The organism is Arthrobacter sp. P1_C12_2 (assembly GCF_056406415.1).
In genome coordinates this window covers 1-26,262 of record NZ_JBFUAF010000028.1, presented here as the reverse complement: position 1 = coordinate 26,262, position 26,262 = coordinate 1, and the positions used below count along the sequence as shown (strand labels likewise).

Genomic DNA, 26,262 nt, shown 5'->3' with positions numbered 1-26,262 from the left:
AACATCGTGGATAGCCCAACGGAAACAACACCCTCCATTTCGGTCCGCCTGTTCGGATCATTCGAAGTACGCCGGGACGGCGTGGCGCTCACCGCCGCCGACATGGGGGGATGCAAACCCCGGCACATACTGGAAATTCTTCTCCTGAACCTTGGCACGCCCGTGTCCAAGACCCGCCTGATCGATCTTCTCTGGGGCGCAGGAGCCAGTGACGGCTCCATAGCGACCCTCGAGAGCTATATCAGCGGTATCCGGCGCGCCATCCAGCCTGGGCAGACCAAGACCGGTCCGCTCCGCACGGCCAACAGTGGGTACGTCCTGGACCCCACGCTCGTAGATCTCGATTTGTTCCGGTTCCGTGGCCTGGTCCGCGACGCCGGTGACCTGCCTCCGGATGAGGCGTACCCCTTGATGCTCGAGGCCCTGGAGATTTCCGCCGAGCCGCTGCTCGGGTTCGAACTTGCTTCCGACTGGGCCGAAGAGGCGCGCGCACGCCATGCAGCCGAGAAGGTGGCGCTGCAGATCCTTGCGGCAGAAACGGCGGCCCTGCTGGGCAATCCTGACGACGCCGTCAATCTGGTCCAGGCTGCCATCCGGGCGGAGCCCCTGAACGAGCGGGCCTGGACGGTACTGGTGACTGCCTACGAACAGGCAGGCCTTCCGGCGGAGGGCCTCGCGGCGTATGACCGCTGCCGCCGGCTCTTTGACCGCGACCTTGGCTGCACCCCTGGACCGGCCCTGCAGGAGGCCCATCTGAGGCTCCTGCGGCAGCGCGCGGAAAGCAACTCCGAACTCTCCGAGGTATTGGCGGCGCTGCTCTATCTGGGCGAGCTGTTGAACGGACCCAAGAGCCGGCAGTTGCCGGCAGCGGAGTCGCGGCGCATGCATGAGAACGCCGGGCGGGTGCTTGATTCCTTCCTCCAGCGCGTCCGGGCAGCGGTCTGACGCCCTGCAGCGCTGTCCCCGGCGGGCCGGCCGCGCCAATTTGCAGACACGCATGGCCGCCGCCGGGACGGAGGAGTTAGCTTCGTCACGTGGCCGGGATTCTCGGGAAATTCCGGCGTGCCGGGCCCCATACTGGGAATGACCCTGGCGGGCAGTCCCACCGCCGGGTGTGAGGAGGGCCCATGGAAACCTTGAAGAAAGTCGTCACGAACGAGTACTTCCCCGCAGCCGCCGTGCTGTCCGGGGTCCTCCTGTTCTGGATACTGGGCCTTTTCGGCGGATTGTCCCTCCTGAGCACCCGCCAGAGCCCGGTGACGACGCTGACGTGGATGATGTTCGTCTACGCCGCAGCGGTGCTCTCGCCCCTGGCCGGGCTCGTCGCCGCCATCGACCTCGTGCGTCGGTGGCTGCGGAACCGGCAGGCGAGCGCGCCGGAATCCGCCTAGCCTGCCCCGCTGAGTACGCACTGTTGACTCGGCACTGGGTAGCCGGCGCTGCTGAGTACGCACTGCTGAGTCGGCACCGCACCGGGCCGGCAGCGGACGCCGTGCCGGCGCCGCCGGCGTCCTCCGTTACTCGAAGCGCGACGGATCGCCCATGCCGCGGCGGACGATTTCCGCGACGCCGCTGGAGAAGTCGATCACCGTGGTCGGCTCTGCACCGCAGTCGCCGGAATCGATCACGGCATCCACTACGTGGTCTAGGCGCTCCTTGATCTCCCAGCCCTGCGTAAGAGGCTCTTCCTCATCCGGAAGCAGCAGCGTGCTGGACAGCAACGGTTCGCCGAGCTCGGCCAGAAGTGCCTGGACCACGTGGTTGTCCGGGATGCGCACGCCGACTGTTTTCTTCTTCGGGTGCAGCAGCCGCTTGGGGACTTCCCGGGTGGCGGGCAGGATAAAGGTGTAGCTGCCCGGCGTGACGCCCTTGATGCTCCGGAAGACGTCGTTGTCGATCTGGACGAACTGGCCCAACTGCGCGAAGTCCTTGCAGACGAGCGTGAAGTGGTGTTTGTTATCGAGTTGGCGGATGCTCCTGATTCGGTCCAGCGCCTCCTTGCTTCCCAGCTGCGCGCCGAGGGCATAGCAGGAATCTGTGGGGTAAGCGATCAGGCCGCCTGAGCGCACGATCTCCACTGCCTGGAGGATGGAACGCGCCTGGGGGTTCTCGGGGTGCACATCGAAGTATCTCGCCATGCCACGAGCTTACGCCCGGGCCGGCCCGCGCTGGCGCCCCTGGGGGCCAGCGATCCGTGGCGCCGGGCCGCAGGCAAGCGTGTTTCAGGCGGCCAGGACGGCGAACATGAAGGCCAGCGCGGCAGCCCCGACGACTTCGACGGCGGTGTCTGCCACGGCCCGGAAACCGGCGGAATATTGTGTCCCCGGCCCCGCGCCGCGCGTTCGGATGGCCGCTGGCACCGGCGGGCCCCCGGAAGCGGGCCAGAGTTGCAGGAGCAACCGGGCTGCCCACAGCACAGCGGCCAGCGCAAAAGCCACGGCTAGCACCAGGGCCGTCAGGGTGCTCCAGACGGGGATCGGTACCGCTGCCGGCACGGCTGCTGCACTGCCGTGGTGCGGTGCGGAGGTCAGCGGACCTGGTGCCGGCCGTAGTGCTCCGGCCGCAGTTGGTTCCCAAAGGCCCTTGGCGGCAAGCATGAAGGCCATCGCCGCCATGGCCGCCGCGTCGTAGAGCGGCTTGCCCTTGCCGGACCTAGGCCAGCGGCCGCGGCTGCGCGTCCGAAGCCGGACGGCCTGCAGTACGAACCACCAGGCACCCACGGCGAACAGGAGAAGCTGCGGCAGGACCGGCCACCGGCCGCCCGGCACCAGCATGAAGGCCATGGCCGCCGTCATGAACGCATGCAACACGGAGCCGATCCGACCCGCCGGCCCGGCTCCGGTCAAGCCCTGGCCGGCGGAGTACAGCGTTGCCGCCAGCAGCAGCACCGCCAGCGTCCAGCGCAGGGCCTCGTCTGCCAGCATGGCCACACCGTCACAACTGCTCGTCGTGGTGGATCCGTTCGCCGAGCTGCCGCAGCGGCTCCCCGCTGCCGCTCCACTGCTGGGCGATGAACTCCGCCGCGATGGACACAGCCGTTTCCTCCGGAGTGCGGGCGCCCAGATCCAGGCCGACAGGACTGTGGAGCCTGGACAATTCGTCGTCAGTAAGTCCCGCCTGCCGCAGCCGTGCCATCCTGTCCTCGTGCGTGCGCCGGGATCCCATGGCGCCGATATAGGCCACGGGGCTGCCGCGCAGGGCCACCTCAAGAACGGGGATGTCGAACTTCGGGTCGTGGGTCAGGACGCAGAGCACGGCCCTGGAATCCAGCAGCCCCTGGGCGAACTGCTCGCTCAGGTACCGGTGTGGCCACGCGTTGACCACCTCGGCTGCGTCGGGGAACCGCGCGGGCGTGGCGAAGACGGACCGCGCGTCACAAACGGTTACCCGGTACCCCAGGAACGCGCCCAGCCGGGCCAGCGCCGCGGCGAAGTCAATGGCGCCGAAGACGAGCATGCGGGGCGCCGGCGCATAGCTCGCAAAGAAGACGCGCATGCCTGTGTCCAGCCGCTCGCCGTCCACGCCGTAGTTCAGGATGCCGGTCCGGCCGGCGGCCAGAAGGCCCTGGGTATCGTCGCCAACGGCGCGGTTGGTCCGGTCGGAGCCCAGGTCACCCTCGCATCCGTCCGGCCTGACAATCAGGTGCCGCCCCACGCGGCCGGCATCCGGGTGTTCGATTATCGTGGCGACGCCCACTCGGCGTCCGTCGGTGATGTCCTGCGCGACGGCGTCAAGTTCGGCATAGCGGCGCCGGGAAACAGGTTCGACGAAAATATCGATGATTCCACCGCAGGTCAGGCCCACGGCAAAGGCATCGTCGTCGCTGATCCCGTAGCGCACCAGGGCCGGCTCGCCGTCGTCCTTGACCTGAGTGGCAAGCTCGTACACAGCCCCCTCGACGCAGCCGCCGGAGACGGAGCCCACGGCCTCGCCGTCGGCCGTCACCAGCATCGCGGCCCCCGGGAGCCGTGGCGCCGATTTGAAAGTGCTCACGACGGTGGCCAGGCCCGCCGTGGCACCCTTTCGCCAGTCAGGCAACATGGCCGCAAGGACATCACGCATCGGCGCTCCTCAGAGCCTGCCGCACAGCCGGAGCAGCCGGAACGCCGAACGCCGGCCGGCCCAGTAGGCGATGCACGCGACGACGGCGACAATGCCAACGACTTTCACCGGGTTGGACAATTGGTCCGCCGCGACTCCCTTGGCGAGGCTCAGCGCATCCAGGCTGCCGCCCGGCGCAGCCGACGCCGACGCCGGGACCGGAGTCGGCACTGCTTCCGGGACAGGCGCCGGGACAGGTTCCCCTGCTGCCTCGGGGGCTGGAGGTGCTCCCTCGGTGAGCATGGCCTGCAGATTATTCGCGAAGAGGGACATCATCTGCTCCGTGACGCTGCCGATAACCCCCTTGCCCATGGCCGCGGCCTTGCCGGACAGCGCGAGATCTGCGCTGACCGAACCGCGCGTGGCCGCTCCGTCTTCGGCCAGCACCAGGGTGACGGTGGCCTCGGCGGTGCCTTGTCCACGGGTCTCCTGCGCCTTGCCGGCAAGGACTGCGCGGTGTTCCGGTGCGTTTCGTTCAATGACGTTCAGCAGGCCCTTGTATTGCATCGTGACCGGGCCGAGCTTTACCGTCATGCCCACTTGGTAGGCATCGTCCGAGAGCTTGTTGAGGATCCTGGCACCCGGAAGGCAACCGGCCACCCCTTCAAAGTCCATCAGCGTGTCCCACACCCGGCTTATTGGTGCGACCACCGTGAACGTGCTGTCAATTTGCATGGGCTGGGTCCTTGCCTCTCGTTCGTTCGTGCGTGTCCTGCGGTGGCGGGCCGCCGCCGCGAATGGCGGCCGCCATCTGCGCCAAGGCCCGGTAGCTGTGGCCGCTGACGAAGGCGTCACAGTAGGGCAGTGCCGCTGCCATGCCGCCCACGAGGGGGCGGTACTGCGGGGCTGCCTTGCGTGGATTTACCCAGATGATCCGGTGGGCGAGCCGGCGCAGCCGGGCCATCTGCGCCGCGACCTGTTCCGGATCCTCGTAGGCCCAGCCGTCCGAAAACACCACCACCACGGCGCCCCGTGCCAGTCCGCGGCGGCCGTGCTCGTCGACGAAGCGCCGGAGGCATTCGGCGATCCGGGTTCCGCTGGCCCAGTCCGGCGCGGAGACAGCGGCGCGGGCCAGGGCCTGGTCCGGATCGCGCAGGGCCAGTTGCCGGGTCAGCCTGGTCAGTCTGGTGGAGAAGACAAAGGCTTCGGCCCCGGCCCCGGTCACAGCGCCCTGCAAGAGGGATACAAAGACCCGGGAGTACGGTTCCATGGATCCGGAAACATCGCACAGCAGCACCAGTTTGCGGCGCTGGCCGCGTCGGCGGGCATACAGCAGCCGTGGGGCGTCGGTCCCGGACCGCCGGGCAGCGCGCACTGTCGCCCGGACGTCCAGGCTCGCCGTGCTGTGAGCCGACGTGCGCGTGCGGCGGCTCAGGCGCAGCGGCGTCGCGAGCTGCAGCGCCGCTGCCAGCCGGCGTACCGCCGCTACTTCATCGGCAGAAAGTTCGGCAAAGGATGTCTCCTGCAGGTGTTCTTCCGCGGAAACCATGGCAAGGACGGCCTCCCGATCAGTACGGCCGTCCTCCGCGGAGCTGTCCCGGCCCGGGAATGCCACGCGCGGGTGCTGGTGCGTGCCGGAGGCGGTGCCGGCCGCCCGGCTGTCTGGGGCTGCGGGCCTGGTCCGCGGGGACGGCGCGGGCGGCGCCGGCACTGCCGGGCCGGCCAAACTGCCCGGTTGGGCTGGAGTGGCGTTCCCGCGGAAAATGGCAGCGAAGACGGCATCGAACAGGGGCACTTGCTCGCGCGCGGACACGAGCACCACGCGGCAGGTCCAGTAGAGCTGCTCAAGCTGGGCCGGGGGGATCAGGTGGAGCGCCTCGGCCAGCCGTGCCGCCCGGTCCGGCGAGGTTGCCAGGCCGGCCCTCCGGATTGCCGTGACGAACGCGGCGGACAAGGCGGCCGCCTCGACCCGTGGCGGCAGTGCGGGCGCGGCGCTGTTGTTTTCAGCCATCGGTGCCGTCCACGAGCCAAGCGGCCCCGCGGGAGCCGACGAGTTCGAGGTCATCGCGGTTCTTGACGATGGAGCCCCACGTCTGCTCGGTGGTGCCGGCGTCGATCCGCTCCACCCCCAGCACGGCCAAGGCCGAGACCCAGTCGATTGCCTCGGAGATCCCGGGCGGCTTGGCGAGGTCCAGGGTGCGCAGCCGGGTGATGACGGCCGCGGCCTGGAGGGCCAGCGGGCCGCTGCTGGCAGGAACCCGGCGGCGCACGATCTCGGCGATCCGGGCCGGTCCGGGGTAGTCAATCCAGTGGTACAGGCAGCGGCGTGTCAGGGCGTCATGAAGGTCCCGGGTCCGGTTGGAGGTAAGGACCACGATGGGGGGATGGGTGGCGCGGATTGTGCCCAACTCCGGGATGGTGACGGCGGATTCGGCCAGCAGTTCAAAGGTGAAGGCCTCGAATTCGGCGTCGGCGCGGTCGATCTCGTCCAGGAGCAGCACGGCAGGCCGCGGGCCGGGATGTTCCAGCGCTTGCAGGAGCGGGCGCCGCAGAAGGTACTGGGAGGCGAACAGGTCAGTTTCCGTGACCTCGGTGTCGCGGACTTCGGCCAGCCGGATGCCGAGCAGCTGGCGCTGGTGGTTCCATTCGTAGAGGGCCTCACCGGCGTCGATTCCCTCGTAGCATTGCAGCCGGTACAGCGGGGTGTCGAGGAGTTCGGCCAGCGCCTTCGCGGCCTCCGTTTTCCCGACCCCCGCCTCGCCCTCGAGCAGGATGGGCTGCGGCAGGCGGACAGCCAGGAACAGGGCCGTTGCCAGCCCGGCGTCGGCGAGATAGTTGGTGCGGTCCAGCGCGGCCATCAGCGATCCGACATCCGGGACCCGGCGCCGCACGTCCTCCTCCGCGCCGGCCCGCGCCGCCGTCGTCATACGGCCCCCTGCAGCCCGGCAAGGAGGCGCCTGTAGTCTTCCTCGGTGTCCACGTCCGGGGGGACGGGACCGGGTGTGAGGACCTCGACGACGTCCTCCACCCGCTGCTCGAGGAGCTTCCAGACGGCCTTGTCCCCGTGCAGGGCGGCCAGGTCCGGCACCAGGCGCCGGGCAAACGCCAGGGGGTGGCCCACGCCGTCGTCGTACCGGCACACCGCGATGCCGGCCGGGCCCGCAGGAGCCTGCTGGAGGGCGCCCAGGACTGCCCGGACACTCGCGGCCCGAACACCGGGCTGATCGCCGAGCAACAGGACCACGGCGTCGGCATCCGGATGCAGGACCGCGAGCGCCGTGGCGATCGAGGACGCGCACCCTTCGCCGAAGTCCGGGTTGAGCACCACGTCGCAGCCGCTCGTGTCGACGGTGCGTTCCACCTCGGCCGCCGCGCCGCCCAGGGCCAGCACCGTCTGGCCGAAGGCGCAGTCCCGAGCAGTCGCCAGGACGGCATCGAGCAGCACTCCCGTGCCGTAGGGCAGGAGCTGTTTGGGCCGGCCCAGGCGCCGGGACCCGCCCGCGGCCAGGATGATTCCTGCGGTCCGGGGTCCGGGGCTTCCTGCCGCCCGTAACGGGTCAGGTCGTGACGGCATAGCGTTCCGGATCTTTGCGGAAAGCGGCCCGGCAGCCGGGTGAGCAGAAGTAGACGGTGATCCCGTTGTGGACCAGATGCAGGGACGACTCGAGGGCCGGGACGGACATGCCGCACACCGGGTCGACCGCGCTCGCCGGCCCTGGCTCCGTGCCCATGCCTGTGGGCGCGGCGGCAGCGGCGGCCGCAAGGGCCGGGGCAGCGCGCCGGGCCCTGGACCGTTCCCCCACCAGCTGGGCCAGGATGGAAAGGGCGATCTCCCCGGGGGTCCGGGCACCGAGCTGCAGCCCGGCCGGCGTGAAAACCCGCCGCCGCAGGTCGTCGTCAACGTCGAGGGATGCCAGGACGGCGGCGCCGCGGGTTTCGCTGGCCACAAGGGCAACGTACGGTACGCCGGCGCGCAGGGCCGCCTCCAGCGCACCTTCTTCCGCCGTTCCGTGCGAGGCGACAATCAAGGCCGCGTCGTCGCCGCGGGAATCGGCGGATTCGCCGTCCGTGAGTTCGACTTCGAGGCCGACGCCGGAGCCGAGCGTCGCCAGGGCCTGCGCCACCGGCGTCGTGCCCACCACCAGGACCCGGGGCGCCGGAATCCGCGGCTGGAGGAAGATCTCGATCGCCCCGCCGCTCAGGCACGGGTTGGTGACCTCGACGGCGCCTTCCTCCGCGGTCCGGGACGGTTCCCCGGGCAGCACCCGCAACAGGAGGGGCTCCTGGGTGGCCAGAACCTGCCGGCTGTACTCGCGCACCGATTCCTGCACACAGTTCCCGCCGACAAAGCCCTGGATCTCCCCGCTGGGCAGCACCAGGGCCGTGTCCCCGGCGTGGGCGCTCGTGGGATGCTGGGCGCGGACCACCGTGGCATGGACGAACGGCTCGCGGCGGCTGGCGAGTTCATCCGCCCTGGCGGCCAGGGATCCTGCGGCGGTGGCCATCAGATCGGCGGCCGGGCGCGGCCCTGCATGGCGGCCCAGACGCGGGCCGGGGTGCAGGGCATGTCCATATGGGTAACGCCGAACGGCGCCAGGGCGTCGACAATGGCGTTGACGATCGCCGGGGGTGAGCCGACGGTGGCGGACTCGCCGATGCCCTTCGCCCCGATCGGGTGGTGCGGGGAGGGCGTGACCGTGAACCCGGTTTCCCAGTCCGGCACCTCCATGGCCGTGGGGATCAGGTAGTCCATGAAGGACCCGGCGAGGCAGTTGCCGTCCTCGTCGAACTCGATGATCTCCATCAGGGCCATGCCCACACCGTCCGTCAGTCCGCCGTGCACCTGGCCTTCGATGATCATGGGGTTGATCCTGGTGCCGCAGTCGTCCACTGCGATGAAGCGCCGCACCTTGACCTGCCCCGTGCCGGGGTCGATGTCGACGACGCAGATGTAGGCGCCGAACGGGAAGGTGAGGTTCGGCGGGTCGTAGGTGACCTCGGCGTCGAGGTTGCCGTCCACGCCCTCGGGCAAGGCAACGGTGCCGTGGGCGCCCATGGCGATCTCGGCCATGGTCTTGCCTACGCTGGGGTCGCCCTTGACGAACCAGCGGCCCTTTTCCCACTCGAGGTCCTYGGGGCGGGTCTCCAGCATCGCCCCGGCGATCAGTTTCGCCTTCTCGCGCACCTTCCGTGCAACAAGGGCCACGGCGCCGCCGCTGACCGGCGTCGAACGGCTGCCGTACGTGCCCAACCCGAACGGGGTCTGGTCGGTGTCACCGTGCACCACCTCGATGTCCTCCGGCGGGATGCCGAGTTCCTCCGCCACGATCTGGGCGAAGGTGGTCTCGTGGCCCTGGCCCTGGCTCTGCACCGAGATGCGCACCACGGCCTTACCGGTGGGGTGCACGCGCAGCTCGGCGCCGTCGGCCATGCCGAGGCCCACAATGTCGAAGTGCTTCCGGGGCCCGGCTCCGACGACTTCCGTGAAGAAGGACACCCCGATGCCCATGAGTTCCCCGCGCTCGCGCTTTTCGGCCTGCTCGCGGCGGAGGTCCTCGTATCCGGCGAGCTGCATGGAGAGCCGCATGGCGGCCTCGTAGTTGCCCGAGTCGTAGACCCAGCCGGTCTTGTTGGCGTAGGGGAACTGCTCCGGCTTGATGAAGTTCTTGAGCCGCAGCTCCGCCGGGTCCATGTTCAGCTTGCGGGCCAGGACGTCCACCATCCGCTCCACCAGGTAGACGGCCTCGGTCACGCGGAACGAGCAGGCATAGGCGACACCGCCGGGCGCCTTGTTGGTATAGACGCCAGTGACAGAGCAGTAGGCGGCCAACAGGTCGTAGCTGCCGGTGAAGATGGAGAAGAATCCGGCCGGGGTCTTGGTGGGCTGGGCGGTGGCGTTGAACGCGCCGTGGTCGGCCAGCACGTGCGTGCGCAGTGCCAGGATCTTTCCGTCCTTGGTCGCCGCGATCTCGCCCTGCATGATGTAGTCCCGGGCGAACGAGGTGGACATCAGGTTCTCGGAGCGGTCCTCCACCCACTTGACCGGGCGGCCGGAGACGATCGAGCCGACGACGGCGAGGACGTAGCCGGGGTAGATCCCGACCTTGTTGCCGAAGCCGCCGCCGATGTCGGGGGAGACCATCCGGATCTTGTGCTCGGGGATGCCTGCGACGATCGCGAACAGGGTCCGGTGCGCGTGCGGGGCCTGGGTGGTCTCATAGAGCGTCAGCTTGCCGTTGACGGCGTCGAAATCGGCGACGGCGCCGCACGTCTCCATCGGGGCGGGATGGACCCGCGGGTACACGACCTCCTGGCTGACCACGACATCCGCGGAGGCGAACACCGCATCGGTTTCGGCCTTGTCGCCGATCTCCCAGTCGAAGATCCGGTTGTCCGTCCGGCCCTCGATTTCGTCGCGGATCACCGGCGCGTCCGGGTCGAGCGCCTTGCGGGCGTCCACCAGCGGGGGAAGAATATCGTATTCGACGTCGATCAGCTCCAGGGCGTCCCGGGCCGCGTAACGGTCCTCGGCCACGACAAACGCCACTTCCTGCCCCTGGAACCGGACTTTGTCGGTCACCAGCACGGCCTGGACATCCGCSGASAGCGTSGGCGCCCACGCGAGCTTCAGGCCCAGGAGGTCCTTGCCGGTGATGACTGCCACCACTTTCGGGTGCGCCAGGGCGTTGGTCGTGTCGATGGACACGAGCCGGGCGTGCGCCACCGGGGCCCGCAGGATGGCGCCGTGCAGCATCCCCGGCAGCACGATGTCATCGAGGTAGTGGCCCTGGCCGCGGACGAAGCGCGGGTCTTCCTTCCGCTGGATGCGGCCATAGCCGATCGGGCGGTCCTCGTCGCCGGCGGCCGGGTTTGACGGCCGGTCATGGATGACGGTCATGCCTTCACCTCCGTGTCTTCTATCTCCGTGGCGACATCCGGGACGGCGGTGTCGGTGCCGTCCAGCACTTCATCGGCCGCCGGCGCCTCGTCCACGCCGGTTCCGGCTGGATGGGCGGCGGCCCATTGCACCGAACGGACAATGGTGGCGTAACCCGTGCACCGGCAGATCTGACCGGAAATGGCCTGCCGGATCTCGGCGTCGTCAGGGTGCGGATTCTTATCCAGCAGCGCGCGGGCCGTGAGCATCATCCCTGGGGTGCAGAAGCCGCACTGCAGCCCGTGCTCCTCCATGAAGCCCTGCTGGACGGGGTCGAGGGTGCCGCCGGTGGCGAGTCCCTCGACGGTGCGGATGTCGTGTCCCGCGGCCATGGCGGCCAGGACTGTGCAGGACTTCACGGGCTGTCCGTCCATCAGGACCACGCACGTCCCGCAGTTGCTTGTGTCGCATCCCCAGTGCGTACCGGTGAGGCCCAGGACCTCGCGGATGTAATGGACCAGGAGCACCCGGGGCTCAATCTCGCTCGTGACGTCGGTGCCGTTAACGGTCATGCTGATCTGCATCGCTTCAGCCTTCCTGCATCTGGGCGGCGCGGGCACAGGCCCGCCGCAGCACCCTTTTGGTGAGCTCATCGGCGAGATGCCGCTTGTAGTCAACCGGGCCGCGCTGGTCCGCAACTGGATCGCAGGCCGCCGCTGCCAGCCTTCCGGCCTCGGCGAACAGGTCCTCGTCCGGATGCCTGCCGCGGAGCACCGCGGCGGCCTCGGCCAAGAGGTGGTCAAGGCCCAGGGCGGTGAGCCCGACGGCGGCGTCGTCGACGGTGCCGTCCGCGGCGAGGGTGACGGCGGCGCCGGCGGCGCCGACTGCCCAGTCCCCGACCCGGCGTTCGACCTTCTCATAGGCGCTGCCCGAGCGGGGGCGGATGCCGAACCTGAGTTCGCAGAGCAGTTCATCCTGCCCGACCGCGGTTTCATAGGGTCCGCGGTGGAACTCGGACATGGACAGGACGCGCTCGCCGCGTGGCCCGCGGATCACAGCCTCGGCGGCCAAAACATCACAAACGGTGGAGAGGTCCTCGGCCGGGTCCGCCTGGCAGAGCGAGCCACCAATGGTGCCGCGGTTGCGGACCACGGGGTCGGCAATCACCAATTCGGCGTCCCGCACAATGGGGAACAGCGCGGCGACCTCGTCGGACTCCAGCAAGGTGGTGTGGCGCGTCATGGCGCCGACTCTGAGCTTGTTGCCGTCACGGAGGATGAAATCGAGCTCGTAGAGGTCATTGATGTCGATCAGCCATTCGGGCCGGGAGAGGCGCAGCTTCATCATCGGCAGGAGGCTGTGGCCGCCGGCCACCACCCGGGATTCGGGGCCGTACCGGGCAAGGAGTTCCAGGGCGTTGTCCACCGTGGTGGCGCGCACATAGTCAAATGGAGCCGGAATCTGCATAGTCCCTACCTCACTCCGAAGGCCGGCGGCATGGTGCAGCGGCTGCGTAGCGCCGGATTGAGGTCAGTCTTGCCCCGGCCTGACTGGGCTGTCAATATCGTCATAAGCGAAAGGTTATGAAGCCGTGGCGATGACATTGGGACAGTTGCGGACGTTCGCCCTGGTGGCCAAGCTGGGCTCTCTTCACGCGGCCGCAGTCCACCTCGGAGTCAGCGAACCGGCCGTTTCGGCGGCGCTCGCCGCACTCAGGCAGGATCTGGGCGACCCGCTCTTCGTGCGTGCCCACGGCGGGATTGCGCTGACCCCCGGCGGCCGGGCCCTCGCCGAACACGCCCAGGACATCGTGGGACTCGCGGACCGTGCCCGGTGGGAGGTGGCCCACGCCCAGACCGAGACCGGCCGCCTGAAAATCGTGGCCACGGCGCCGTTTGCCGAGCACGCGGCCGGGCGCCTGCTGGACTTGTTCACCCGCCGGGTCCCCGGCGCCTCCGTCGACGTGGTGGTGGAGGAGGCCGAGGACATTGCATCCCTGATGCTGGAACGCGTCTATGACATCGCCTTGGGGGCCCGGCCACCCCTCCGCAACGGTACCCTTCCCAGCGCTAGTGGCGACGTCGGCCTCGACTCCGTCCCGTTCCTGCGGTACCAGCGGATCATCGTGGCGGCCGCCGGACATCCGCTCGCCGCCCTCCACGGGCCGGTAGCGCTGGCCGAACTGTTGCGCAGGCCGTGGTTTGCCGGTCCCGTCGGCATCCAGGCCGCCAGCGAGGAGGGCCGCTGGCTGGCTGCCCAGTCGGTGGCGCCGGAGGTCGTCCGGCTGAGCAGCGAAACGGAGGCCCTGGCCGCCGTCAGGGCCGGCGAGGGAACCATGCTGGCGCTTGGCCATATAGTCCGGGCTGAAATCCGCAGCGGCTCCCTGATCCGTGTGCCGGTAGCCGGGACGCCGATCTCCGGTCTCTGGTGGGCCAGTACCCTGGACCGCCGCCGGGCCACCACCATGGCGCGGACTCTCCAAAGGTTTGCCGGCACCGCCGACGCCACCGCGGCCATGGTCGCTCCCGGCGGTTCACGGGGGCTGGAACGGCGCGGGTCCAAGTTCCACGTTGCGCTCTGGAGCTGAGGCGCCTGCCGCTGTGTCGCGTTGCGCAACGCCGGGGCGGGTGCTACCCCTTGAGGGTTAGACGATCCATTCACCCTGCGAGAAGGAGTAGCAATGACGTTGTCCCGAGACGAAGACAGCTCGCTGCGGCATTGGAGCAGCCGGCTGATCCAGGCGCTGCAGATACTTGACCTGGAAGTCGACCACGAAAAGATCGTCCAGGTGGCAGACGAATCCGTCAAAGCCGTCGGGCCGCACGCGGACGCCGTCAGCGCGTTCATTGTGGGCTACGCGGCCGGTACCGCGTCCACCAAGGGCCGCAAGGGTACGCAGGAGGCCGTGCACGCCGCGTCGAACAAGGTCATCGAGCTCTGCGAACACGGCGAGTCGGGCGGCCCGGACGAGGAAGGCTGGGCCAAGAGGGCCCAGTAACGCCCGTGCCGGCAGCACCGGGAAGCGCGCGGGACCTGATGCACAGGAATCACGGCATGCACGCGGTCCGCAGCCACTGGACATGCTCCGCGGTGGGGCGCAGGGATGGACATGTTGGTGTTATGTCCACTCGCCGCGGCCGGGGCGGGGCATGTCCCGTTGCCCCGGCCCCGGCTGGCGGGTGCCTAGGGTGAGGCCACCCGGGCAGGGACTGTTGCCGCGCCGTCGGGCGTCTGGTCCACGCTCGGCTCGAGCCGGACGCTGACTGCCTTCGAGACCGGCGTGTTGCTGCCCTCAGCCGTGTGGTTCAGCGGCACCAGCACGTTGGCCTCGGGGTAATAGGCCGCCGCGCAGCCGCGTGCCGTGGGGTACGACACCACGCGGAACTTGCGCACCACGCGTTCCTCGCCGTCGTCGTGCACGCCGTGGACGTCCACGTACTGCCCGTCGGCAAGGCCGAGTTCGGCGATGTCGTCAGGGTTCACAAACACCACGTGGCGGCCCTTCTTGATGCCCCGGTAGCGGTCGTTGTGCGAGTAGATGGTGGTGTTGAACTGGTCGTGGGAGCGCATGCTCTGCAGGATCAGGGTTCCCGCCGGCCGTTGGACCAGTTCCAGATCATTGACAGTCAGCACGGCCTTGCCGGTGGGCGTGGGGAAGGTGCGGGAGTCACGGGGACCGTTGGCGAGGATAAACCCGCCTTCCTGCCGGATCCGTTGGTTGTAGTCCTTGCAGCCGCCCACCACCCGCGAGATGTGATCCCGGATGAGGTCGTAGTTCTTCTCATAGCCGTCCCAATCGGCCTTGATCTTCTCGCCCACCAGGAGCTTGCCCAGCCGGCTCACGATGGCCGGCTCCGAGAGCAGATGATGGGACACGGGCTCGACGCTGCCCCAGGACGGGTGCACGGCGCAGACGGTGTCTTCCACGGAAACGAACTGTGGTCCGGATTCCTGGATGTCGATCTCGGTCCGGCCCATCGTGGGGAGGATCAGCGCCTCGCGGCCCGTCACAGTATGCGAGCGGTTCAGCTTGGTCGAGATCTGGACCGTCATCTCCGTGTTTTCCATGGCAGCCATGGCGGCATTGGTGTCCGAGATGGCGCCCACAAGGTTGCCGCCCAGGGCGACGAAAACCTTGATGTCGCCCGCGCGCATCTTGTTGATGGTCTCGACGGCGTCCGTGCCGTGCTCGCGGGGCGGCTCGAAGTCGAACTCCTTGCCGAGGGCTTCCATGAAGGACTGCGGCATCTGCTCCCAGATGCCCATGGTGCGGTCGCCCTGCACATTGCTGTGCCCGCGGATGGGGGAGGCACCGGCACCGGGCTTGCCGATATTGCCGCGCAGCAGCAGGAGGTTGATGATCTCCTTGATGGTGGCCACGCCCTTCTTCTGCTGCGTGATGCCCATGGCCCAGGTGATGATGACTTTCTCGGCCTTGAGGTAGCGGGCGGCGAGCTCGTCGATGTCCTCGCTGCGCAGGCCGGTGGCCTCAAGCACGGCTTGCTCATCCAGCCGGGACAGGTGCTCCTTGAGGTCCTCGAGCCCCTCGCAGTGTTCGGCCAGGAACGCGTGGTCCAGGACCGTCCCCGGGTTCTTGGCCTCGGCGTCGAGAACGCGCTTGGACACGGCCTGCAGAAGCGCCATGTCCCCGCCGATCCGGATCTGCAGGAATTGGTCCGCGATCTGGACGCCGTGACCGACGACTCCATTGACCTGCTGCGGATTCTTGTACCGGCGCAACCCGGCCTCGGGGAGGGGATTGACGGCCACGATCTCGCCGCCATTGTGCTTGCAGTTCTCAAGCTCAGTCATCATCCGGGGGTGGTTGGTGCCCGGATTCTGGCCCATGATGATGATCAGGTCCGCGTTGGCGTAGTCGTCGAAGTTGACGGTAGCCTTGCCGATCCCGATGGTCTGGCCCATGGCCCAGCCAGAGGATTCGTGGCACATATTGGAGCAGTCCGGCAGGTTGTTGGTGCCGTAGCCGCGGACCATCAGCTGGTAGAGGAAGGCCGCCTCGTTCGACGTCCGGCCGCTCGTGTAGAACGCCGCGTGGTCGGGGGAGTCCAGCCCCTTGAGCTTGTCGGCCACAAGCCGGAGCGCCTCGGCCCAGCTGACCGTCTTGTAGTGGTCCTCGCCGGCGGGCTTGTACACCGGCTCGGTCAGCCGGCCCTGCATGCCAAGCCAGTACTCGGACTGGCCGCGCAGGTCGCTGACGGAATTCTCGGCCCAGAAAGTTTCGGGAACCACCACCGGGGTCGCTTCCCAGGTCACCGCCTTGGCACCGTTCTCGCAGAACTCGAATGCCTTGCGGTGGTGCGGATCCGGCCACGCGCAGCTCGGGCAGTCGAAGCCGTCCTTCTGGTTCATCGCCATGACGGTCTTGCGGGTCCGGTTCAGCCCCATCTGCTCGATGGCGGGCTTCATGGAGTGGTACACGCCCGGGACGCCGGCGGCCCAGCTCTTCGGCCCGTCCCCGACAACTAGATCCTTCTCGGACGGTTCCTCGATCTGAGGAGTCTTGCGAGTCACGTGAACTTCCCTTCTGCAACCACCGTCTGGATGGGACGGCGTGCTGATCTGCCACTATGCACCTTACCTTCAGGCCTATCAGCTTGATCGGAGCGCCGCAAGCAATTGACCGGCCCCGGGCCCAGATACCGCACGGCACCCGTGGGGCCCCCTTATACCACCGCAGTCCTCGCGCATGCTGGGGACCTGCTGTGCGCCGGCCTCAGGTAGCGGCGGCCAAAAATTCGGGTCCTCGAGGGGTAGCCGTTACTCGGCTGTTATTCCTCGACAGCACGTCCGCGCAGTAGTTCCCGCGTAGGGTACGTTGCCGCCGTCGGCCTCGGGCGAGTAGGCCAAAGCGTCGGCGCGCGTACTTGCAACCCGCTATCCCGGTGACCGGAGGCCCCGGAAATGGCCGGACCCCGGTCCGGATCGCAGGTTCCCCACCGTCCCCAGTTTTCTCCAAGGAATCACCAAGCACTGTTGCACCATCACTCACTCTAAGAGGCAGGTGTGCAATGAATTTGTTCGCAAGCAGGAAGGTCGGGGGCCAAAGACGTGTCTTTAGCCGTCCGACCCGGGCAGTAGCCGCGGGGACAGCGATGACCCTGCTCACTTTCATCGGACTCACTACAACGGCGCTCGGCGCCAGCGCCGCGCCGGCACCCGTCGGCGCAGGCTTCACCGTCACCCCGGCCGACCTGGCCTACATCCTCAAGCAGATCAAGATCGCGGAGGCGCACGTCGCGAATACGACGTCGGCCACCGGCCCATGTGGTGCCCTCATCGGAACGGGCCCCAACCAGATCCCCGACGCCCTCACCTCGTATGGTCTCCGAACGGTTGACGGCTCCTGCAACAACCTGATCAAGGGCCGCGAAACATTCGGCGCCGCCGACCAGGTATTCCCGCGTCACACGACGCCGGTATTTAAAAACGCGGATGCGGCCCCGGCGGCATTCGGTGGGGGCTCGACATCCTACGCGCAGAAGTCGGGCAATGTCTTCGACGCCCAGCCGCGCGAGATCAGCAACCTGATCGTGGACCAGACGGCCACGAATCCCGCCGCTGTGGCCGCTGCCGGGTTCCCGGTCCGGACCCAGGGCAACCCGGGTCTGTTCCCTTGCACCACCGATCCTGACCCCGTGACCAATGCTCCCGGGATCCCGGCCGGCTGCGTCCCCACTGGAAAGACCCTGTTCATCCCCAACGTCACCACCGACGTCGGACTCTCGCCACCGTACAACTCTCTGTTCACCCTGTTCGGGCAGTTCTTCGACCACGGCGTGGACCAGACGGTCAAGAGCGGCGGAACGGTGTTCGTTCCGCTCAAGGCCGATGACCCGCTGATCACCGTGGGCCCCGACGGCAAGGCCGGCACGGGCGACGAAGTGGACCCCAACAGCCCCAACGCCTTCATGGTCCTCACCCGGGCCCAGAACCAGCCGGGCAACGACGGCATCCTGGGTACCGCGGATGACGTGCAGGATGCAACCAACACGGACTCGCCCTACGTGGACCAGTCCCAGACCTACACGTCCCACCCCTCGCACCAGGTGTTCCTGCGGGAGTACATCAACAACACCGACGGCAAGCCGGTTTCAACCGGCAAGCTCCTTGGCGGCGTCGCAGGTCCCACCGCGAATGGCATGGCCACGTGGGCGACCGTCAAGTCCCAGGCGGAGATCTTCCTGGGCCTCAAGCTGGAAGACAAAGACGTCACCAACATTCCGATGATCGCCTCGGACCCGTACGGCAAGTTCATTCCCGGTCCCGCCCGGGGCCTGCCGCAGTACGTCACGCAGACCGGTCTCGTTGAAGGCAACACGGCAAGCCCGGTCCCGGTACCGGCAAACGTGCGGTACTTCGACACCCCGTTCCTGACCGACATCGCGCACAACGCCGATCCGTCGCCTCAGGACACGGACCACAACCCTGCCACGCCTCCCGTCGCGCCCGTCCCGGACGCTGACAACACGGCCTCGGCAGACTTCGCCAACCAGCCGGCCGGGACCTACGACGACGAGATGCTCAACGCGCACTTCTGTGCCGGTGACGGTCGCGTCAACGAAAACATCGGCCTGACCACCATCCACCAGGTGTTCCACTCCGAACATGACCGCCTCGTGGCGGATATCGAGAACACCCTCACCAACGACACCTCAGCCAAGGGCGTAGCCGCGCTGGCCGAGTGGAAACTGGCTGCGGGTGCCAACGGCTGGAACGGCGAACGCCTGTTCCAGGCGGCCCGGTTCGTCACCGAAATGGAGTACCAGCACCTGGTCTTCGAGGAGTTTGCCCGCAAGATCCAGCCCGCGGTCCAGCCCTTCCACGTCTACCACTCAGACACTAACGCGGCCGTCCGGGCGGAGTTCGCCCACGCGGTCTACCGCTTCGGCCACTCCATGCTGACCGAGACCATCTCCCGGACCAACGCGGACGGAAGCGATAACTCGATCTCGCTGCTGAACGGCTTCCTGAACCCGCCCGAGTACACCAACGGCGGATCGGCGGGGCCCCTGACCTCGGAAGAGGCCGCGGGCAGCATCGTCATGGGCATGAGCGACCAGGTCGGCAACGAACTCGACGAGTTCGTGACGGGAACCCTGCGCAACAACCTGCTGGGTCTTCCCCTGGACCTGCCGACGATCAACATGACACGTGCACGCTCTGAAGGCGTACCGCCTCTCAATGAGGTGCGCCGCCAGATCAACGGCGACACGGGCGACGCGCAGCTTGCGCCCTACACGAGCTGGGCGGACTTCGGCCAGAACCTCAAGCACCCGGAATCCCTGATCAACTTTGTTGCCGCCTACGGCACCTACCCGACCATCACCAGCGAAACCACGCTGGCGGGCAAGCGGGCAGCGGCCAAGGCAATCGTTGATCCGGGCACCCTGGCGACCCCTCCCACGGCTGACATGACGGACTTCATGAACAGTGCCGGACCGTGGGCCACGCAGGAGACCGGCCTGAACAGGGTCGACCTCTGGGTCGGCGGGCTGGCGGAGAAGACCAACCTCTTCGGCGGACTCCTGGGCAGCACGTTCAACTACGTGTTCGAGAACCAGCTGACCGACCTGCAGAATGGTGACCGCCTGTACTACCTGGCGCGCACACCGGGCATGAACCTCCGGTCGCAGCTGGAGAGCAACTCCTTTGCCGAGATGATCATGCGCAACACCAACGCGCACTCGCTCAAGGCCGACGCTTTCGGCACCGCGGACTGCAAGTTCGAGCTGGGCAACCTGGCCGGAACCCCGGCGGGCTACGCCGCATCGGGAACAACGGTCGCGGATGACGCGGCCTCCGAGTGCAAGGAGAACCTGCTGCTCCTGCGCAAGCCCGACGGCACCATCCAGTACATGGAGAAGAACACGGTCGACCCCAGCGGCATCAATGGCCAGTCCGTCTATAACGGCACGGCCGGCGCTGACCGCGTCACCGGCGGCAACGACAATGACACGTTCCTCGGCAACGAGGGCAACGACGTCATTGAAGGCAACGGCGGCGACGACATCGCACTCGGCGGCGACGGCAACGACAGGATCACCGACCTGTCCGGCGCCGACGTCCTCAAGGGCGGTCCGGGCAACGACTACCTCAACTCCGGTATCGGCGACGACATCAACATGGGCGGCGACGGCCAGGACTTCACGAATGGCGGCGCCAACGACAACGAAACCTTTGCCGGCGAAGGAAACGACTTCGTGCAGTCCGGTGACGGCGCGGACGCCACGTTCGGCGACGGCGGTGACGACTGGATCCAAGGCGGATCCGGCCAGGACCTGCTGATCGGCGACCACGGCGCACCGTTCTTCGATGACCCGGCCCAGACGAAGCCCGGAAACGACATCTTCGTGGGACAGGTTGGAGAGAACGACTACGACGCCGAGGGCGGCGACGACATCATGACGAGCAACGCCGCGATCGACAGGTACGCCGGTGCAGCCGGTTTCGACTGGGCCTCGCACCAGTACGACACCGTACCCGCCGACGACGACATGAAGATCAACAACAACCTTGTTGGTGTTCCGCTGCCCGTCGTGGTCAACCGCGATCGCTGGCAGGAAGTGGAGGCCAACTCCGGCTCCAAGTTCGACGACGTCATCCGCGGCGACGACGAAGTGCCCAGCACCGTAGGTGGTGCAGGCTTCAGTGGCTGCGACGTCCTCGACCAGACGGGCATCAACCGGATCGCCGGCTTGCAGGCCATCCTTCCGGCACCGACCACCCCGCTCGCACCGGTCGAAGCACTCTCACCGATGGGTGTCTGCCCGCTGACCGGTCCGGTCTGGGGTGATGGCAACATCATCATCGGCGGCCTTGGCAGTGACAAGCTCGAGGGCCGCGGCGGCAACGACGTGCTCGACGGCGACCGGTACCTGAAGATCCGCATCAGTGTGCGGGACGACGCAGGAGCAGAGATCGGCACCACCGACCTCATGGAGCGCCCGTACCAGACGGGTAACCCGATGACCCTGGCGGCTGCAGTAGCGGCCGGCATCGTCAACCCGGGGAACCTGGTGGCTGTCCGCGAAATCGTGACCCCCACCGCCCTCGAAACCGCGGGCAACCGGGACGTTGCGATCTTCTCCGGCCCGCGGGCCAACTACACCGTCACCACCACCGGTGGTAACGGCACGGTGGGCTCGGCAGGTTCAACCACCACGGTGGTCGACAACGTCGGCATCGATGGGACGGACACGATCCGCAACATCGAGTTCCTGCAGTTCTCCGACACCGTACTGCCAAACGCTCCGGTCATCGGCACGGCAACCGCCGGCCCCGGGCAGGCAACGGTACGCTGGACGGCCCCGACGGTCGGCGTTGCCGACACCTTCTCCGTGAAGGTGCTCGACGTGACGACCAACCCGGCCGGCGTCCAGGTCGGTGCGCTGCGCACCGCCCCGGCAGGCGCCACCAGCCTGGTGGTGACCGGTCTGACGAACGGATCCCAGTACAGGTTCCAGGTGTTGGCCAGCAACGCCCTCGGTGACAGCCCCTTCTCGGCACTGTCCAACACGGTGAGCCCGACGACGGCCACCGCACCGGGAGCGCCGACCATCGGGACGGCCACGGCCGGGAACGCTTCGGCGACCCTGACCTGGACCGCACCGGCGTCCAACGGCGGATCCGCCATCACGGGTTACACGGTGAGGGCCTTCGCCGGCACCGTTCTGGCCCGCACCCAGGCGGTCACCGGCAACGTCGGAACCGTCGTCGTCACCGGCCTCACCAACGGGACGGCGTACACGTTCGACGTCGCCGCCGTCAACGCGGTCGGTACGAGCGGATTCTCGGCCCGCACGGCAGCGGTGACGCCACGGACGGAATTCGTGGTTCCCACCGTGACGGCGCGGACACCGGCATCCGGTGCCTTCTCCGTCAGCCAGACGGCGAACCTGACGGCAACGTTCAGCGAAGCGGTAACGGGCGTCAGCGGAACCACGTTCCAGCTGCGGCTCGGCACCACTCTGGTCCCCGCCGTCGTGTCCTACAACGCCCTCACCAGGGTTGCGACGCTGAACCCGAGCGTCACGCTGACGGCGGACCGCGTCTACACGGCGACCCTCTCGGGGATCCGTGACCTCGCGGGCAACACGATGGCGACGAGCACGTGGTCGTTCACCACGGGCCCGAATCCGACCATCACCGCCACGACTCCCGCCGCGGGAGCCACGGGCGTGCTGCGCAACAGCAACGTGACCACCACGTTCAGTGAGGCCATTACCGGCTTCGCGGTTGCCGGCAAGGTCCGGATTGAGCGGGTCTCCACCGGAGCAGCGGTCGCCTCGGCGATCACGTTCAACACCACCACCAGGGTGCTGACGATCAACCCCGGAACCAGCCTCCTCGCGAACACCCAGTACCGGGTCACCGTCACCGGTGGCACCACTGGCGTCCGCGACCTGGCCGGTAACCCGCTGACAACCCGTGTCTGGACATTCACCACGGGCGCAGCACTGTAACAGCAGGACGAGATCGCCGGCTGGCGGACCCGCAGCGGCCCGCCAGCCGGCTTCCTCAATTCTTCGAAATTCAGTTTCGACACGGTATTCAGCTCTAATGCCCACTTGGAGGGGCCATGACTACACGACGAGAGATCATCAAACTGGGCGCCGTCGGCGCCCTCGGCATTGCCGGATTCAGCGGCGGCAGTGACGACGACATTCCCGTTACTGGGCCGGCCACCGGGCCGACCACACCGCTCCTCACCGCCAGCCAACTTGCACCGCAGAACATGCCTGTTCCCTATGCGGGCGTCTTTCGCCGCCCGCCGGAGCTCGTCCCCTTCGCGACGGGCTTCGACGGCGGTGACCCGGCCCGCCCGTTCGCCAAGTACGCCCTCACCCAGAAGCTCGGCCAGGCCCAGTTCGTGCCCGGACTGAACACCACCGTGGCGGGCTACAACGGCATCTTTCCAGGCCCGACCATCCGGGCCAAGCAGGGGACCCGGATCGAGGTGCGGATCCGCAACGCCCTGCCAGCCGCGGGGCTCGTGCAGCCCGCCCGCTTTGACACAGTCACCCACCTGCACGGCTCGGCGTCGCTGCCCCAGTACGACGGCTACGCTAACGACATCACCGTCCCGGGAAACGTCAAGAACTACCGATACCCCAACTTTCAGACGGCACGGACGCTCTGGTACCACGACCACAAGCACCACATCACGGCCCAGAACGTGTATTCCGGACTCGCGGCCTTCTATCCGCTGTCCGACAAGTACGAGCGTGCCCAGTTGCCGCAGGGGGAATTCGACGTGCCCCTCATGATCTCGGACGCCATGTTCAACGCCGATGGCTCCCTCGCCTACAACGACAACGACGTCAAGGGCCTCTGGGGCGACATCATCATGGTCAACGGCGTGCCGTGGCCCACCATGAAGGTCAAACCCCGGATCTACCGCTTCCGGGTGCTCGACGCCTCGATTTCGCGGTCCTACCGGCCCACACTGTCCACCGGGGACCCCGTCTACGTGGTTGGCACCGACGCCGGCATGACGCCCAAAGTGCAGGCCGTGAAGTCCTGGCGGCAGGGCACGGCGGAACGCTATGAGGTGCTGATCGACTTCCGCAAGTACCGGACCGGGCAGCTGATCGAACTGCGCAACCTCAGCAACAAGAACAACATCGACTTCGCCAACACCAACAAGATCATGCGTTTCAAGGTGGTGGCGGACTCCGGGTCTGGGGCCGGTTCCATTTCCAGCATCCCCGCCACCCTGGACGACGGCGGCTCCGTGAACGCGGCCAAGGGCGGCATCCCCACCATGAGCCTGACGCCTGCGATGGCCAAGGTGAAGCGCGAGCTGAAATTCTTCCGGGACCACGGGCAATGGACCGTCAACGGCGTTACCTGGGCCGATGTGGAGAAATCCGGATTCACCAAGCTTTTCGGCAATCCCCAGCCGTTCGACGTCGAGCAATGGACCATCATCAACGCGTCCGGCGGGTGGTTCCATCCCGTGCACATCCATCTCATTGACGCCAAGATCATCGCCAGGAACACCAACGGCGGCCAGCCGTTTGCCTGGGAGAAGGGTCCCAAGGACGTCTTCTACGCCGGCGAGAACGAGTCCGTCACGGCCCTCATGCAGTTCGACACAGGTACCGGCGGGGGCGGGCGTTACATGATTCACTGCCACAACCTTGTCCATGAGGACCACGACATGATGGTGCAGTTCTCCGTGGGCGATCTGCGGACCAACGATCCCATCACCTCGGATCCGCCGGTCCTGGACACCCTGCCCCCCAACGCGTTCCCGCCGGTGTACCGGCCTGGATTCCCGGCAGGGACCTGAGGTGCGGCGCCTGGGTCACCTGGGGGCGGCAGCCCTGCTTGTGCTGGCGCTGAGCGCCTGCACAGGCGGAACGCCGTCACCGGCGCCTCCCTCGCCGACCGCCGGGGCCGTGCCGAGCGCAGCGCCGGTATCGCTGGAGACCGGAACCGACGTCGGCAACGGCCGCCCGACCGTCAGCAACGACGGTCTGATGGTGCGCCGGCGCGCGGTCATCGCCGTCCACCCCGCCGAGGGCGCCGAGCTTGGCGCGCCGCGCGCGCGGCTCGAGCAAACCGCGGCGGCCAGCGGCGTCGTCCTGTCAGATATCCCCCCGGACGTGCTCGAACCTGCGATCCTGGAGCACCTCGCGCCGGAGCTGATCCTGGCGTTGCCGGCCGGAAGCACCGGTGAAGATGCGGAGAAGCTGGCCGAACGTGCCTTCGGCCCGGAGGGCAGTTACCCCGGCGTGGAGCATGTCCACGTCGCCTCTGTCCTGGTCCACGATCTCCGGTTCAGCGTTGCCGCCGCCGATCCGGCAGCCCTAGCCCGTACCGTGGCCGAGGAAGGCATCCTCTCGGATGCGCTCGGGAACTACGGCACGTCGCTGGACAAAGGCGCCCTGACGGTCAGCTACACGGGACCACTGCTCAGCGACGCGCTGGTGGAATCCGTGCGGGTCGGCCTGGCCCGCGGCGCCGGCGTCAATGCCGCGGACGTGACGCTGGGCCCGCGCTCGGCCACGGGCGAGGGAGTGGACATGTCCCTCGAACCGGAACCGGCACCGGAGCCTGAACCGTCCGCGGAGGACGGCGGAACGCATTCGCATGACGCCGGCGGCGACGACACAACAGGAACGACCCCGGGCCCAGAGGTGTCCGGGCACTGACCGCACCAGTGGCCGGCCGGGGCAAGGGGAACGCTACCGGCCGGCCACGAGTGTGTCCCGGATCTCGCGGCGCAGGACCTTGCCGATCAGCGAACGCGGCAGCTCATCCACCACGGCGACGCGGCGCGGCACCTTGTAGGCGGCCAGGTTCTCCCGCGCAAACGCCAGCAGCGCCTCCGGGTCCAGGCCGGAGCCCGCGGACGGGACGACGGCGGCGACCACGTCTTCGCCGCCGCCCGGGCGGGGCAGCCCCACCACGCACACGTCGCGGACCCCGGGGTATCCGGCGAGGACGTCTTCAACTTCCGTGGGGGAGACGTTGAAGCCCCCCGTGATGATCAGTTCCTTGATCCGGTCCCGGACGGTCACGAAATCATCCTCGTCCACCGAGACAATGTCACCTGTGCGGAACCAGCCGCCTTCCAGCAGCGCTTCCTCCGTCTCTTTCGGCCGGTTCCAGTAGCCGGCAAAAACCTGCGGGCCCCGGACCAGGAGCTCGCCCTCGGCACCAGGGGCGCGGTCCTGGAGAACATTCCGCGGGTCCACCACGCGGATGTCCGTCAGGGGAAACGGGACCCCCACCGTTCCCGGTTTCCGGCTGGGCCCGAAGGGGTTGCCCAGGGCGATGGGCGAGGTTTCCGTCAGCCCGTAGCCCTCGATCAGGTAGCCCCCGGTCGCCTTCTCCCACGTCTCCACTGTCGCCGTCGGCAGGTTCATCGCCCCCGAGATGGAAAAGCGGATGCTGTCCAGCCCGATACCGCGCTCGGCGGCCGCCGCGGCGATGCGGTCGTAGATCGGCGGCACCGCCGGCAGGAACGTGGCAGGCGACTTCTTGTGCGCCTTCAGCACAAGGTCGACGTCGAATTTAGGGAACAGTACCAGCCTCGCGCCGATGCTCAGGGCAAACGTCATGCACAGCGTCAGCCCGTAGGCGTGGAACATGGGCAGCACGGCGTACACGGTTTCCCGGCCATCCTTGAGCCCGGGCACCCAGGCGCGGCCCTGCGCGGCATTGGCCTGCAGGTTGGCGTGGGTCAGCATGGCGCCCTTGGGCCGGCCCGTGGTGCCGCTGGTGTATTGGATGACGGCCAGGTCGGCGGCGGCCGGGCGCGGATGCTTTTTCTTCAGGTCGCCGGCGCCAAGGAGGCCTTTCCACGCCAGCAC

At 67.9% G+C, this 26,262-nt stretch carries 20 protein-coding genes; 7 read left to right on the top strand and 13 right to left on the bottom strand.

All coding sequences use genetic code 11. The features are described 5' to 3' along the window. Positions 1–6: 6 nt before the first annotated feature. Positions 7–945: an AfsR/SARP family transcriptional regulator gene (locus tag AC1DZQ_RS21225; protein WP_476965363.1), complete on the top strand. Its 939-nt coding sequence runs from the start codon at positions 7–9 to the stop codon at positions 943–945. Between the two features lie 182 nt (positions 946–1,127). Then, positions 1,128–1,391, top strand: a complete 264-nt coding sequence (locus AC1DZQ_RS21220) for a hypothetical protein (protein ID WP_476965362.1) — start codon at positions 1,128–1,130, stop codon at positions 1,389–1,391. A 126-nt stretch (positions 1,392–1,517) separates the two neighbouring features. On the opposite strand, the gene AC1DZQ_RS21215 is transcribed toward AC1DZQ_RS21220, so the two are convergent. The 11 genes from AC1DZQ_RS21215 to AC1DZQ_RS21165 form a co-directional block, all read right to left on the bottom strand. Then, a complete protein-coding gene (locus AC1DZQ_RS21215) occupies positions 1,518–2,138 on the bottom strand; it encodes an L-threonylcarbamoyladenylate synthase (RefSeq protein WP_476965361.1) in 621 nt (206 codons plus the stop codon). An 84-nt stretch (positions 2,139–2,222) separates the two neighbouring features. Next, a complete protein-coding gene (locus AC1DZQ_RS21210) occupies positions 2,223–2,924 on the bottom strand; it encodes a DUF5134 domain-containing protein (protein WP_476965360.1) in 702 nt (233 codons plus the stop codon). Between the two features lie 10 nt (positions 2,925–2,934). Beyond that, the gene (locus tag AC1DZQ_RS21205) at positions 2,935–4,062 is read right to left on the bottom strand and encodes an XdhC family protein (RefSeq protein WP_476965359.1); all 1,128 of its coding nucleotides are present in this window, start codon (positions 4,060–4,062) and stop codon (positions 2,935–2,937) included. Positions 4,063–4,071: 9 nt separating this feature from the next. Then, complete coding sequence (locus AC1DZQ_RS21200; RefSeq protein ID WP_476965358.1) at positions 4,072–4,776, bottom strand: SRPBCC family protein; 705 nt, start codon at positions 4,774–4,776, stop codon at positions 4,072–4,074. Beyond that, entirely contained in the window at positions 4,766–6,052 is a 1,287-nt protein-coding gene (locus AC1DZQ_RS21195; RefSeq protein ID WP_476965357.1) for a vWA domain-containing protein, read from the bottom strand. Before AC1DZQ_RS21195 ends, AC1DZQ_RS21200 begins: the two co-directional genes overlap by 11 nt. After that, on the bottom strand, positions 6,045–6,968 hold the full coding sequence (locus AC1DZQ_RS21190) for an AAA family ATPase (protein WP_476965356.1): 924 nt from the start codon (positions 6,966–6,968) through the stop codon (positions 6,045–6,047). Before AC1DZQ_RS21190 ends, AC1DZQ_RS21195 begins: the two co-directional genes overlap by 8 nt. Then, a complete protein-coding gene (locus AC1DZQ_RS21185) occupies positions 6,965–7,615 on the bottom strand; it encodes a nucleotidyltransferase family protein (protein ID WP_476965355.1) in 651 nt (216 codons plus the stop codon). Before AC1DZQ_RS21185 ends, AC1DZQ_RS21190 begins: the two co-directional genes overlap by 4 nt. Next, the gene (locus AC1DZQ_RS21180; RefSeq protein WP_476965354.1) at positions 7,599–8,546 is read right to left on the bottom strand and encodes an XdhC family protein; all 948 of its coding nucleotides are present in this window, start codon (positions 8,544–8,546) and stop codon (positions 7,599–7,601) included. The genes AC1DZQ_RS21185 and AC1DZQ_RS21180 overlap by 17 nt, the downstream gene beginning before the upstream one ends. After that, positions 8,546–10,939: an aerobic carbon-monoxide dehydrogenase large subunit gene (locus AC1DZQ_RS21175; RefSeq protein ID WP_476965353.1), complete on the bottom strand. Its 2,394-nt coding sequence runs from the start codon at positions 10,937–10,939 to the stop codon at positions 8,546–8,548. The genes AC1DZQ_RS21180 and AC1DZQ_RS21175 overlap by 1 nt, the downstream gene beginning before the upstream one ends. Further along, entirely contained in the window at positions 10,936–11,502 is a 567-nt protein-coding gene (locus AC1DZQ_RS21170) for a (2Fe-2S)-binding protein (RefSeq protein WP_476965352.1), read from the bottom strand. Before AC1DZQ_RS21170 ends, AC1DZQ_RS21175 begins: the two co-directional genes overlap by 4 nt. Positions 11,503–11,506: 4 nt before the next feature. Continuing rightward, positions 11,507–12,385 carry an FAD binding domain-containing protein gene (locus AC1DZQ_RS21165; RefSeq protein WP_476965351.1) on the bottom strand — a complete coding sequence of 293 codons (879 nt, stop codon included), beginning with the start codon at positions 12,383–12,385 and terminating at the stop codon, positions 11,507–11,509. A gap of 130 nt (positions 12,386–12,515) precedes the next feature. Between AC1DZQ_RS21165 and AC1DZQ_RS21160 the strand changes: the two genes are divergently transcribed. Both AC1DZQ_RS21160 and AC1DZQ_RS21155 read left to right on the top strand, forming a co-directional pair. Further along, positions 12,516–13,505, top strand: coding sequence for a LysR family transcriptional regulator (locus tag AC1DZQ_RS21160; protein ID WP_476965378.1), 990 nt, complete (start codon positions 12,516–12,518; stop codon positions 13,503–13,505). A gap of 93 nt (positions 13,506–13,598) precedes the next feature. After that, positions 13,599–13,916, top strand: a complete 318-nt coding sequence (locus tag AC1DZQ_RS21155) for a DUF6457 domain-containing protein (protein WP_476965350.1) — start codon at positions 13,599–13,601, stop codon at positions 13,914–13,916. Positions 13,917–14,101: 185 nt separating this feature from the next. Here the strand turns inward: AC1DZQ_RS21155 and AC1DZQ_RS21150 are convergent, their stop codons facing one another. Then, positions 14,102–16,450, bottom strand: coding sequence for an FdhF/YdeP family oxidoreductase (locus tag AC1DZQ_RS21150; RefSeq protein WP_476965349.1), 2,349 nt, complete (start codon positions 16,448–16,450; stop codon positions 14,102–14,104). A gap of 581 nt (positions 16,451–17,031) precedes the next feature. Between AC1DZQ_RS21150 and AC1DZQ_RS21145 the strand changes: the two genes are divergently transcribed. The 3 genes from AC1DZQ_RS21145 to AC1DZQ_RS21135 all read left to right on the top strand — a co-directional run bounded on the left by AC1DZQ_RS21145 (position 17,032) and on the right by AC1DZQ_RS21135 (position 25,098). Continuing rightward, on the top strand, positions 17,032–22,401 hold the full coding sequence (locus tag AC1DZQ_RS21145; RefSeq protein WP_476965348.1) for a peroxidase family protein: 5,370 nt from the start codon (positions 17,032–17,034) through the stop codon (positions 22,399–22,401). A 116-nt stretch (positions 22,402–22,517) separates the two neighbouring features. Further along, positions 22,518–24,233 carry a multicopper oxidase family protein gene (locus AC1DZQ_RS21140; protein WP_476965347.1) on the top strand — a complete coding sequence of 572 codons (1,716 nt, stop codon included), beginning with the start codon at positions 22,518–22,520 and terminating at the stop codon, positions 24,231–24,233. A gap of 1 nt (position 24,234) precedes the next feature. Continuing rightward, positions 24,235–25,098, top strand: coding sequence for a hypothetical protein (locus tag AC1DZQ_RS21135; RefSeq protein ID WP_476965346.1), 864 nt, complete (start codon positions 24,235–24,237; stop codon positions 25,096–25,098). A gap of 33 nt (positions 25,099–25,131) precedes the next feature. Here the strand turns inward: AC1DZQ_RS21135 and AC1DZQ_RS21130 are convergent. Next, positions 25,132–26,262: AMP-binding protein (locus AC1DZQ_RS21130; protein WP_476965345.1), on the bottom strand; the 1,131-nt coding region annotated here is incomplete at its 5' end.